The organism is Paenibacillus liaoningensis (assembly GCF_059609455.1).
This window is the reverse complement of record NZ_JCAALU010000018.1, coordinates 49,991-61,786: the sequence shown is the minus strand read 5'-3', so window position 1 is coordinate 61,786 and position 11,796 is coordinate 49,991. Positions and strand designations below refer to the sequence as shown.

At 49.8% G+C, this 11,796-nt stretch carries 10 protein-coding genes; all 10 read right to left on the bottom strand.

The window, feature by feature from the left end:
* Window positions 1-228 precede the first annotated feature (228 nt).
* The 10 genes from AC6B99_RS25990 to dinG all read right to left on the bottom strand — a co-directional run bounded on the left by AC6B99_RS25990 (window position 229) and on the right by dinG (window position 11,783).
* Entirely contained in the window at window positions 229-1,104 is an 876-nt protein-coding gene (locus AC6B99_RS25990) for a sugar phosphate isomerase/epimerase family protein (RefSeq protein WP_496664569.1), read from the bottom strand.
* A gap of 197 nt (window positions 1,105-1,301) precedes the next feature.
* Window positions 1,302-1,991 (bottom strand): DnaD domain protein, encoded by a 690-nt coding sequence (locus tag AC6B99_RS25985; RefSeq protein WP_081418557.1) that lies wholly within the window; start codon window positions 1,989-1,991, stop codon window positions 1,302-1,304.
* Window positions 1,992-2,024: 33 nt separating this feature from the next.
* A complete protein-coding gene (locus AC6B99_RS25980) occupies window positions 2,025-3,248 on the bottom strand; it encodes an acetate/propionate family kinase (RefSeq protein WP_494880301.1) in 1,224 nt (407 codons plus the stop codon).
* The gene (locus tag AC6B99_RS25975) at window positions 3,248-4,120 is read right to left on the bottom strand and encodes a 3-hydroxyacyl-CoA dehydrogenase family protein (protein WP_056028690.1); all 873 of its coding nucleotides are present in this window, start codon (window positions 4,118-4,120) and stop codon (window positions 3,248-3,250) included. The genes AC6B99_RS25980 and AC6B99_RS25975 overlap by 1 nt, the downstream gene beginning before the upstream one ends.
* A 158-nt stretch (window positions 4,121-4,278) precedes the next feature.
* On the bottom strand, window positions 4,279-5,775 hold the full coding sequence (locus AC6B99_RS25970) for an AAA family ATPase (RefSeq protein WP_056028693.1): 1,497 nt from the start codon (window positions 5,773-5,775) through the stop codon (window positions 4,279-4,281).
* The gene (locus tag AC6B99_RS25965) at window positions 5,768-6,310 is read right to left on the bottom strand and encodes a hypothetical protein (protein WP_496664568.1); all 543 of its coding nucleotides are present in this window, start codon (window positions 6,308-6,310) and stop codon (window positions 5,768-5,770) included. Before AC6B99_RS25965 ends, AC6B99_RS25970 begins: the two co-directional genes overlap by 8 nt.
* A 146-nt stretch (window positions 6,311-6,456) precedes the next feature.
* Window positions 6,457-6,984 carry a hypothetical protein gene (locus AC6B99_RS25960; RefSeq protein WP_056028699.1) on the bottom strand — a complete coding sequence of 176 codons (528 nt, stop codon included), beginning with the start codon at window positions 6,982-6,984 and terminating at the stop codon, window positions 6,457-6,459.
* Window positions 6,984-8,285 carry an amidohydrolase family protein gene (locus tag AC6B99_RS25955; RefSeq protein ID WP_494864594.1) on the bottom strand — a complete coding sequence of 434 codons (1,302 nt, stop codon included), beginning with the start codon at window positions 8,283-8,285 and terminating at the stop codon, window positions 6,984-6,986. The genes AC6B99_RS25960 and AC6B99_RS25955 overlap by 1 nt, the downstream gene beginning before the upstream one ends.
* Window positions 8,266-8,922 carry a redox-sensing transcriptional repressor Rex gene (locus AC6B99_RS25950; RefSeq protein ID WP_046232083.1) on the bottom strand — a complete coding sequence of 219 codons (657 nt, stop codon included), beginning with the start codon at window positions 8,920-8,922 and terminating at the stop codon, window positions 8,266-8,268. Before AC6B99_RS25950 ends, AC6B99_RS25955 begins: the two co-directional genes overlap by 20 nt.
* On the bottom strand, window positions 8,919-11,783 hold the full coding sequence (gene dinG / locus AC6B99_RS25945) for an ATP-dependent DNA helicase DinG (protein ID WP_496664567.1): 2,865 nt from the start codon (window positions 11,781-11,783) through the stop codon (window positions 8,919-8,921). The genes AC6B99_RS25950 and dinG overlap by 4 nt, the downstream gene beginning before the upstream one ends.
* Window positions 11,784-11,796: the final 13 nt, after the last annotated feature.

The following is an 11,796-nucleotide window of genomic DNA, read 5'->3' as shown; positions in this document are numbered from 1 at the left end:
TGGCCCGGATTGTAGACAGTTTAAACAAATCACCGCGGAATTAAGCGGCCATGAGAGGAGCCTTGCATTTAGCAGGGGTCCTCTTTTTTATTTCAAGCCTGATACGAAATGATTCTGCTACTTCATGAATTAAATCACACCAAAACAACCTCTCCATGACGTACTGGAGAGGTTTGATGATGAAGGAACGTTGGTGGCCTACGTGTCATCAGGATTATTTGCCGTTGGTTAGCGGTATCGTTTAATAAACTCGACAGCTTTGCGAATATCCTCCTCTGGCTGCGTACCAACCTCGCGCTCAATCGTCAAATAGCCCTGATACCCGATCGTCTGTATCATCTTAAAATAAGCATCAAAATTTACGCGGCCCTCGCCAAGCGGCAGCTCTGAAAAGTCCGGGCCTTCGGACGCCATTTGCGCGATTTGCCCATGGTCCATTTTTTCATAGCCTAGCGCTCCATATACTTGCCGGGGGTCCATAACACGGTGGCGGACGCCATCCTTCACATGCGTATGCACAACATAATCCCTTAGGAGGTATAGCCCATTCACAGGATCATCTCCAGTAACCATGACCATATTCGCTGGATCAAAATTAACCGAGACGCCCCGCGAGCCTAGCGTATCAAGGAATGCCTTCAGATGCGCCGCTGTTTCCGGCCCCGTCTCAATCGCAAAATACGCCTGTTGGCTAGTTGCATAATTCGCCAGCTCCTCGCACGCCTGCTGCATGGACGCATACACTTCGCTATTCGGATCGTCCGGTACGATGCCAATATGGGTCGTAACAATGTTTGTCCCCAGTTCAACCGCTAAATCCAGAATGCGTTTGGATTTTTCGATTTTTAACGGATTGGCCCGTTTATCCTGAAAACCATGTCCACCTAAATCGCCGCATAACGCCGATATTTCAAGCCCTAGCTGGGCAATTTCGTCCTTGAGCTGCTTGCACTTTGCTCCTGTCAGTACAGCAGGGTCCATTTCTCCATCCACTGCATATATTTGTACACCCTCCGCTCCAACATCCTTTGCCAGTCGCAAGCCTTCGCTTACGCCGACGCCAAAGCTATCGACAATTACTCCAATTTTGTTTGTAAGCTGCACGCTCTGCTCATCTCCTTTAATCAAGTTACTTCTTAAATTCGCTTCTCACTAGCGGAGTTCCTACCTCTCGTAAATAAGCAACCAAAAAGCCTAAAAAAAACAGCCGCCACCCTATAAAGGATGACGGCCGCCGCTATATTCAATCCATAGACGCATTGATTCACTTCACTTGCATAATAACCAGACGCTTCCTGCGCTTATCCCCTGCCGCCGCGAAAACGCTGCGCATGGGCGCGAGCTTCATCCTCGTTCGTTACACGATTGCGGCTCCACTCGATTAAGATGCGGTCAATGTAGCGGAAGCTTAGCTTCCCGGCAAATACCGCTTCCTTAAGGGCAAAGCGAATAAGCTCTTCCGCATATTTATCCTCGTCCATCCACCCGCTAATGGTCTCGCATTCGATGGGGGATAGCAGCCGGCCAAACTCCTGTTCAAAAATATTAAACAGATTGACCGGATTTGCAACGCGCTGCACCGGCTGGCGCTGTGCTTTCTCCGCTTTTTTCGACTCGCGTTTTTCCAGAGCTGCCCATTCCGCTGCCTTTAGCAGCCAGCCGCTCCAATTATACTGCTCGGATTGGATACCTGTTTGGGAGTCCAAGTGCTCATCTATCGCTAGGAAACCTTCTTTCATCAGCTTCCCAAGCTGCTCGACAATGCTGCGCTCGCTTGCGCCCATACGCTCCGCCAGCTCGTCTGGCGTCGGGAAACCATTTTCCTCCGTTTCCCGAAATGCCTTAAGCTGCAGCAGCAGCAGCAGCTCGCTATCCGTCAGCCCAAGCTGCCGATAAGAACGCAGCAGCACGGCGTAAATATGCACACCGCCCTCCTCCATTACAGCCGCCATACCGCGCGAGTAAGCTTTCCAGATGTCATCATTGCTCACTGCTTGCCCGCCTTTCCGTTAAACCTGCTTTCTTTAAACGTTTGCTTCTCCAGCAGCCTGTGCTTGTACCAGTGTATACGTATCGCGAGCGATCAAGAGCTCTTCATTCGTAGGAACAACCAGCACCTTCACGCGCGAAGCCTCTGTCGAAATAACCCGCGCTTCCTTGCTGCGCTTTGCATTTTTCTCTTCATCCAACTCAATGCCAAGGAAAGTAATGCCATCGCATACCGCTTTGCGAAGCGCCGAAGAGTTTTCGCCAACGCCTGCTGTAAACAGCAGGACGTCAATGCCGTTCATCGCAGCTGCATAAGCACCGATATATTTACGAACGCGATACGTGTACATATCAAAAGCAAGCTTCGCATTACGGTCGCCTTCCTCCATCGCTTCCGTTACTTCGCGCATGTCGCTGCTGATGCCTGAAATCGCCAGCATGCCGCTATGCTTATTCAGCATGGAATTAACTTCGCTAAGCGTCAGCTCTTCTTTATTCATGACGAAAGGAACGATCGCCGGGTCAAGATCGCCGCTGCGCGTACCCATCATTAAACCTTCAAGCGGGGTCATGCCCATGCTCGTATCAAACGATTTGCCATCCAAAATCGCCGTGCAGCTTGCGCCGTTTCCAATATGCGCTGTAACCATTTTAAGCGACTCCAGCGGCTTTCCAAGCAGCTCTGCACCTTGCTGGCTCACATATTGGTGCGATGTGCCGTGGAAGCCGTAGCGGCGTACCTTGTGGCGACGGTAGAGCACCTGCGGGATTGGGTATAGGTAAGAGGTGTTCGGCATCGACTGGTGGAACGCTGTATCGAATACAACAGCCTGTGGAACGCCCGGCATATTCGCCTCAACCGCCGTAATCCCCATCATATGGGCTGGATTATGCAGCGGCGCCAGATCAAACAAGCGGCGAATTTCAAGCTTAACCTCAGGTGTAACAAGCGTGGAGCTGTTGAATACTTCCCCGCCATGCACAACGCGGTGTCCGACCGCCTCTATTTCATCCATTGTCGCAACTGCGCCATGTTCCGGATGAGTCAGCATGTCGATAACCTTTTTAACTGCCGTCACATGGTCCAAAATTTCGCTCACATCGCGCACTTCCGGCTTGTCCGCTGGTTCATGCGTTACGATAGAGGAATCCATGCCGATCCGTTCAACTCGGCCGCTTGCCAGCACTGATTCATTGCGCATGTCATAAAGCTGATATTTTAGAGAAGAGCTTCCTGCATTAATAACGAGTACTTTCATTAGATCCGATCCCCATCCTTGTCATATTTGAAAAAGCCAACGCCAGTTTTCGCACCCAGTTGGCCAGCACGCACCATTTTTTTCAAGACGATGGAAGGGCGGTATTTGAGCTCGCCATATTCGCGGAACATGCGGTCCAGTGCAGCAAGCACCGAATCGAGACCGAAGCGGTCTGCCATCTCGAAAGGACCGTGCTGGAAGGAATAGCCGATACGCATCGCGCTGTCGATGTCTTCCGCAGAAGCAACGCCTTCCTCCAATACGTGCAGAGCTTCGTTTATGAACAAGCAAATAAGGCGGGATGTTACGAATCCGGGAGATTCAAATACCATGACGCCTTTTTTATGAATAATTTCTTCAACGAAATGTTTCGTGCTCGTAAAGGTATCCTCGCTCGTTTTAAGACCACGAACAATTTCTACCAAATCGATTTTGAGTACCGGATAGATGAAATGAAGTCCAATCACCCGTTCCGGATGTGCAGATGCGCTAGCCAGCTCCGTCAAGCTGAGCGTCGACGTATTGCTCGCCAAAATAACATCAGCGCCGCAAATGTCGTCTATTTGGCTAATGACAGCCTTCTTGCTTTCCAAGTCCTCGGTAACCGTCTCAATGACCAGTTCGCATTCGGCCAGTGCATCATAAGACAAAGTCATATGAATACGATTCATAATCAGCTTCTTCTCCGCCTGTGTCAAAGCCCATTTCTCGATTTGTTTGTCCAGGCTAAGCTCGATCATTTGCCTGCCATATGTCAATCGTTCTTCCGAAATCTCGATTAAATGAACGTCCAGCCCATTAGAGGCCAACATTTCAGCAATACCCTGGCCCATTGTTCCTGCGCCAACTACGCCAACTTTTTTAATAGACATGATTCTCTCCTTGTCGTTTCCCTACAGCATGTAAATGAGAAACATTCTCTTTATAGTTATGTTCAATGTTTATTATAACGGTTTTCTGAAAAAAAAGAAGACAGACATGTCGTCTGCCTTCAAATTGTAATAAATTGAGGATTATTCATGCTGAATTATTATGCGCTATGTGACAACTTCTTAAGCAATTCACGAAATTCAATGCCGCTGAGCGTTTCTTCACGGATCAGGACATCAAGCGCGTCCAGAAAAACTTGACGCTTCGTCGCCAGCATCGCAGTCGTCTTGGCCATTAAATCGTCAAGGATGGAGCGATTGATCTTCGCCCAGGCGTCAGGCGTCATCATTTCGGGATGAATAATGCCGAGCTCCGTTAAGCCTGATTCGACGAGCGTACGAACAATGTTCATCGCCTGATCAAAGTCGCCACGCGACCCTGTGCTGCGATTGCCGTAGAAGATTTCCTCAGCCGCCGCCCCACCAAGCGCAATCATAATTTGCCCATTCAGAAAATCCCTCGTATATAAATAACGGTCCTGCTCTGGATTATGACGCACATAGCCTAGCGCCTGACCACGTGGGGACAAGGCAACCTGAGATACGCTGCCCGGGCGGAGCAGCTCTGCTGATATCGCATGGCCGAGCTCATGCAGCGCCACACGCTCGCGCTCCTCCTTCGTCGCCTCGCGATCCGTCTTCTCGCCCATCATGACCTTGTCAATCGCCATAGCCAGATGCTGCTCTTCAATGACCTCGCTTTGCTCCCGCATCGCATAAATGGCGCCTTCGTTCATGACGCTCTCAAGCTGTGCGCCGGAGAAGCCGAACGACTCAGCAGCTACTTTCTCCAGCTCCACTGTATCGGCAAGCGGCTTGTTGGCCGCATGGATATTCAATATTTGATAGCGTGCTTTTTTGTCCGGCAGCTCCACACCAATATGGCGGTCGAATCGTCCGGGCCTCAGCAGTGCGCTGTCGAGCATTTCCTTACGGTTCGTTGCCGCAATAATGAGCAGCCGCGGTGCCGTATCCGCATGAATGCCGTCCATTTCCGTAAGCAGCTGATTAAGCGTTTGATCATATTCCCGATGCTGTCCGCCATCGCGCTTGCCGCCGATAACCTCGATCTCATCGATAAAAATAACGGCGCTTTCCTTGCCCGCTTTCTTCGCTTTCGTCCGCGCTTCTTTGAATAAGTCACGAATCCGGCCTGCCCCGACGCCGACGTACATCTCCACAAATTCACTGCCGGAGGCAGCCAAATAAATCGAATCGGTATATTGCGCGGCTGCCTTCGCCATTAGCGTCTTCCCGGTTCCCGGCGGTCCCGTCAGCAAAATTCCCTTCAACGGCCGAATGCCGAGCTTGCTCAGTTCCTCATGCCGGACTAGAAAATCGAGCGCCTCGATCAACTCCTGCTTGGCACGCTCCTGTCCGCCAATTTGCTCAAAGGAGAATGGCACGCTGTCCGATACCTTCCGCCGCTTCGTACCTGAAGCATGTGCAAGCTTTCCTCTGCCGGTCGCTAAATAAACGACAGCAGCTGCGATAATGACAAGCAGCACAAAAGGCATTAAATTCACATTCACAAATAAAAGAAAGGCAATCAATACCGGAATAAAACCAATTGCCATTTCGATGCCGTATTTACGCATAACTGGACACCTCCAGCTGTGCGGCTACACGCGGAAGCACGATATACTTCGTAGCCGTACCATCTTTCAGCGTAATGTATATATTGGTGTCATCCATATCGGTAACGGCGTGAACACCTGAATGTTCATCCGCCAAAGCTTTCAACGTCTCAGGAATAGTCGAATAGTTTTTGTGCTCCATCGCTTCAGCCACTTTGAATAGAGACGATGACCAAAGCTGATCCAGCTTGGCGTTCGAGCTTGTATTCGCAATATCGAGCTGAATGTCGCGGCCTCCAATGACAGATTTGCTTTGCCCCGCTATCGTTTCATATACATGCTTTAAATCCGCTCCAGCTGAAAGCGTCAGCGGGAAAGTAATACGGTCCGTATCCATAATAGGTGTCTCGGATGAAACAATGCCTTCTATTGAATCAACCGCCTTGGCAAGCGGAGCTGCGAATGCAACCTGATGATAAATAAGCCAGCCTCCAAATAAAACGAGGGCGGACGCAGCAGCTGTTAGCAAAATCGGCATAATCTTGAGTTTGAACATCGTAAAAATCCCCCTCTCAAAATGACGGTGATATACCAAACGCATATCCACTCCGATACACGAAAGTATATCACATCGCCTGTTGAATAAGGGGGTGTAATAATAGCCAGCAATTCCAACTGTTACAGCTAAGGCATCCATTACAGCTAGGACGCCTTGTCACCTACTAAACTATATTTCTTCAAAAATGCGCCATCGCGGAACGAATAATACGCATAATAATATTTCGTTATCGCTTCATCACGGCTATAAAAAATTTCCCATACCGGCTCGCCGTTCAGCAAACCCGGCTGTGTTCTTTTAATATCCGCATCCGGCTCGCTGCCCAGTAAAGCAGTATCCGCCTGCTCTTGAGTAATATGCTCGGTCGCTTTCACCGTGAGCACAGGACCTTCCGCTGTCGTTAGAAATACATAAACGTCTTGTTCATCAGCCGTATTCCCTTTTACAACCCAGGAAATGCCATCCCACACCTGCTTCGTCATCCCGGTGACTTCCGTCAACTGCGCGGCTTCAATAGCATGCGCTTTAATAGGGGCTTCCTCTGCCCATAAATCCTTATGCACAGTTCGGTAATAAACAATCGTAACGGTCAGCAATGCGATAACAAAAATAACTGAAATAAAGACAGCCCGTTTTACCGTCCAAAACGGCTTTCTCGTTCTCGCCCGCATTATGCCTTCAACAGCCTCTCGAAGCTCGCCTGAGCATCGTGACGAATTTTCTCCTCATCAAGCAGCGTGCATTCGCCATCCCGTACAACTTGGCGGCCGTCCACCCATACATGCTTAACGTCGCGGCCAGAGCCGGCATATACCAAATGGGACACAATATCCGTCTGTGGATAAAAATGCGGCTGTTCAATATCGATCGCGATGAAGTCAGCCTTCATGCCAACGCGCAGGCGGCCAATGGAATCCTCCTGCCAAATGGAGCGAGCGCCGTATACCGTTCCCATACGCAAAGCTTCAATGGCTGGCACAACCGTAGGATCGCCAGAAACACCTTTATGCAGCAAAGCCGCAAGATTGATTTCCTTGAATAGATCAAGATTGTTGTTGCTCGCCGCGCTGTCCGTGCCTAATGATACAGTTACACCTGCGCGAAGCAAAGCAGGCACGCGGGCAATGCCGCTTGCCAGCTTGAGGTTGCTGACCGGGTTATGCGATACGGCTACTTTGCGTTCAGCCAGCAGCGCAATTTCCTCGTCATTCAAATGCACCGCATGAGCAACGAGCGCCGGACGCGAGAAGAAGCCTAAATTGTCGAGATGCTGAACGGGACGAACGCCATAATCGCGAACGTTCTGCTCTACTTCGGCAATCGATTCTGACATATGCGTATGCAGTGGCAAATCATAATCATGAGCGGCCTGAACAAATTTCTCAATATAATCTGGCGGGCATGTATAAGGCGCATGCGGCGAAATCATCGTCGTAATCCGGCCATCGGCCTTGCCGTTCCAATCGCGTGCGAAAGCAATCGCTTCCGCCAGCTTAGCTTGCTGTACATCCTCCGGGCAAAGGCCGATGACGCCGCGCGTCAGACAGCCGCGAATGCCGGACTGTTCAACAACTTCGGCCAGCTGGTCCATGCGGTCATACATATCCACGAAAGCTGTCGTACCGGATTTAAGCATTTCCACCACGGCAAGCGCGCTGCCCGCACGGGTATCAAGGTCGATGTATTTGCCTTCCATCGGCCACATTTTTTGCTCCAGCCATACTTGCAGGTTTTGATCATCGGAATAGCCGCGCAGCAAAGTCATAGCCGCATGTCCATGCGTGTTTACTAGACCCGGCATAAAAGCAAGCTTGCTGCCATCCAGCTTTTGCACATCGGCTTGCAGCCCAGTTGGAGCTTCTGCTCCGATATATGTAATGCGATCATCGGTTACAACCATATGCCCTTGCAGCACATGCTCGCCATCCTCCATCGTTACAAAACGTCCATTTTCAATCCAAATTTGGCTCATTTTCGTCATCCCTTTCCCTCTCCAAGTAATAGGCCAGACTTAGCAGCTCTTTCGTAAAGTCAGCATGATGTATGCGAATTTCCTCAGGTACCTTCAATATCGCTGGGGCAAAATTAAGCAAGCCTTCAATGCCGGCGTCAATAAATTGATTAGCAACGTTTTGCGCTTCAAATCCGGGAACGGTTATAATGCCGATCCGGATATTGTTTTCCTCCACCGTTTGTTTCAGCATATCCATCGGCATAACGGTCAAATTATTAATTTGCGAGCCGATTTTAGATGGATGCACATCAAACACCGCGATGATTTTCATATTGTCTTTGGAGTATTTATTATAATTGCACAGCGCATGGCCTAAATTACCAGCTCCGACAAGGGCGACATTTATCGTCTGATCAAGCTTGAGAATTTGGCGGATTTTTTCAATTAAATACGTCACATCATAGCCGATGCCCTTACGGCCAAAATCGCCGAAATACGCCAAGTCCTTGCGGATTTGCGCCGGATTCAAATCCAGCTTGACGCCAAGCTCCTGGGACGAAACGGTCTGCACCTCCCGGTTGTTCAGCTCGTTCAGCACTTGCAGGTAAATGGGGAGGCGTCTTACGACGGCCTCCGATATTTTCGTCTGCTTCACCCGTTCTCCTCCTCCCTCTCGGCACCAAGCCATTCTTTCATTCTCGGTACAATTTGCTCTATATGCATATGCTCAATTTTCGGGCCAGGCAAGGAATACAGAAAATGCTTGCCATAATACGTTTCAATCACTCGCGTATCATAAATAATGACAATGCCTTTATCCTTCGCCGTTCGCACGAGCCTGCCGAATCCCTGCTTGAAGCGAATAACCGCTTGCGGAATTGACAGCTTCATAAATGGATTTTGCTTTTGGCGCTGCAGCAATTCCGACTTCGCTTCCAGCAGCGGATGATTGGGCGGTTGGAACGGCAATCGGACGATGGCAAGGCAAGTCAAGGCTTCGCCTGGAATATCAACGCCTTCCCAAAAGCTGCTTGTACCAAGCAGTACGGACTCTGGCTGCTGCAAAAAACGCCGCGTCAGCTTCGTACGATTGCCGCTGTCGATGCCTTGGCCCAGCACTTGAAGGCTGGTGGCCGCGAGCGCCGCTTTAAGCGGGTCATATACCTGCTTGAGCATTCGGTAAGAGGTGAACAGCACCAGCATTCTGCCATTGGTCTGCTGCACTGCATCTGCCAAAGAAGAGACGAGCATTGAAATAAATGCGGGCTCGCCCGCCGAGCCTTTAAGAACAGGGAAATTGCGCGGAATAATGACGAGCGCCTGCTCCCGGTAATTAAACGGCGATGCCAGCTGCACGGTGCGCAATCTGCCCGCCTCTTCAAAGCCGCTAAGTCCAAGCTGCTCTTCGGCGAACTGGAATGACTTTTGCACCGAAAGGGTGGCTGACGTTAAAATAATGCTGTCCTTCACATCAAATAAATACTGCTGAAGCTGGCTGCTCACATCAATCGGCACCGCATAAAGATGCAGCGAGCGATGCTTGTAGGTCATGTTGGCTTCCAGCCAGAATACGTCAGTCGTCTGATCGACTTTCATAAAGCTGCGCAGATCATCCTTAACTCTCGTCAAATCGCGCAAAACGCCATTCAGATCCGTTACAAGCGCCTGTACGGCCAGCTCATCGATGCGGTCTTTAATTTCCTCGGACATTTTCTCAGCTGTCTTCAGCACGCGAATGAGCTCCGTATGAATATTGGTCTCTTCGGCGAGCACTTCGGACCAGCCTTCCGGCAGGCTATCGCCTCGCAGACGATAAACGGATTGATTGTTTTCACCCATCGCGTCAGGAGAAGCTTGCACAAAGCTGTACAGCATTTCAAACAGCCTCTCCCAATGCTCCTTCACTTCCGTGAAGGTCGGGATAATGGTGTCAATCGTTTCAAGCCAGCCTTGAACCCGCTCATCGCTTTCCTGCTGAAGATGAATGCGCAACGATGGCAGCAAGCCGGAACGACTATCCTTGAACATCCGCGTAATCGCATTCGTTATCGAATAATAGCCGAGCTGCATGCCTAAATGCTTGCTGGCTACTTCCTCCACATGATGTGCTTCATCGACAATCAAATGGCTGTAAGTCGGCAGCAGCCGATGATCCGCTTGAATGTCTGTAAACAGCATGGAGTGATTCGTAATGCACACATCGGCAATATTAGCTTCATGCTTAGCACGATGGTAATAGCAGCGTTTGAACCAAGGACAAGCCCGGTTCAGACAGGAATCTGCATCACTGGCAACGGTCGACCAGAAATCAGTCCCCTTGTTGCTGAAATTCAGCTCTTCCTGATCGCCTGTTTCCGTCTCGCCCAGCCAAACGACCATTTGCGAGGCAGTAATTGCATCATCAACGGGGGACATCATATCCCTCGTATTTATTTTACTTTCAAATTTGCGCAGGCACAAATAATTCCCTCTGCCCTTGAAAATAGAAGCTCGGAACTCTATCGGCAAAATCTGTTTAAGCAGCGGCACATCGCGATGCCTTAGCTGCTCTTGCAAATTAATGGTATGCGTGCTGACGACTATCTTCTCATCTTGACGGATACCATAATAGAGCGCTGGAATCAGATAACCGAGAGACTTTCCTGTACCTGTACCCGCTTCAATGAGCAAATGGCGTTTGCTGTCCAGCGAATCAAACACTTCATGGAACATCGTCATTTGCGCTTCGCGTTCTTCATAATTCGGGAATTGCTCAATAAAACGCTGCTTGATTTCATCCAAATATTGCTCGAATGACATATCCTGCAAAGGCGAGGCTCCCTCTTCGCTTCGCGCGGGCTTTTCCTCTGTCCATTCTCTGGCTTTCAACGCAAACTGGTTGAAAAAATCATAATCCGGAACACCCATAACGATGTTCTGTTCCACCTGCTTAAGCGTCAGTGTAATAAACCAGCTTAAATCGCTGCCATTGTCTACAAGCGAAGATAACCGCTGCAAAGTCAGCAGCGGCAAGCTCCGTAGCTTTTGAACTGATTTGGCGAATATAACGGCGGTCGCCATCGCATCGCTATCAGCGCGATGATGATGATCATGCGTAATGCCGAACTGCTCAGACACAGCACCAAGCTGGTAAGACGTAATCGATGGAAAAAGAATGCGCAGCAGCTCAATCGTATCGAGCCTGCGCCCTGCAAACGTGTGGTAGCCGCTGCGATCAAGCGCTTGGTTCAGAAAACCAGCGTCAAAATTGACATTATGCGCGACAAGCACCGCATCATCAAGCAGCGGAATCATATCCATCAGCACATCAGACAGCTCAGGAGCATCCGCCACCATTGCCTCGTCAATGCCCGTTAGCTGCGTAATAAACGGTGGTATCGCAATCGTTGGCTTTACAAACGAATTATACGTATGAATAACTTCAAGATCATCATCAAGGAGGACCAGCCCCACCTGCAAAATATCATCGGAGGCGCTGTGTCCGGTCGTTTCCAAATCAAGCACTGCATATTTCATAAAATAAATCCGA

What these genes read in the sequence shown, in the direction of transcription:
- AC6B99_RS25980 (WP_494880301.1), bottom strand. Translation starts at nt 3,248, where the DNA reads ATGAAAGTACTCGTTATTAATGCAGGAAGCTCTTCTCTAAAATATCAG.
- AC6B99_RS25975 (WP_056028690.1), bottom strand. Translation starts at nt 4,120, where the DNA reads ATGTCTATTAAAAAAGTTGGCGTAGTTGGCGCAGGAACAATGGGCCAG.
- AC6B99_RS25970 (WP_056028693.1), bottom strand. Translation starts at nt 5,775, where the DNA reads ATGCGTAAATACGGCATCGAAATGGCAATTGGTTTTATTCCGGTATTG.
- AC6B99_RS25965 (WP_496664568.1), bottom strand. Translation starts at nt 6,310, where the DNA reads ATGTTCAAACTCAAGATTATGCCGATTTTGCTAACAGCTGCTGCGTCC.
- AC6B99_RS25960 (WP_056028699.1), bottom strand. Translation starts at nt 6,984, where the DNA reads ATGCGGGCGAGAACGAGAAAGCCGTTTTGGACGGTAAAACGGGCTGTC.
- AC6B99_RS25955 (WP_494864594.1), bottom strand. Translation starts at nt 8,285, where the DNA reads ATGAGCCAAATTTGGATTGAAAATGGACGTTTTGTAACGATGGAGGAT.
- dinG (WP_496664567.1), bottom strand. Translation starts at nt 11,783, where the DNA reads ATGAAATATGCAGTGCTTGATTTGGAAACGACCGGACACAGCGCCTCC.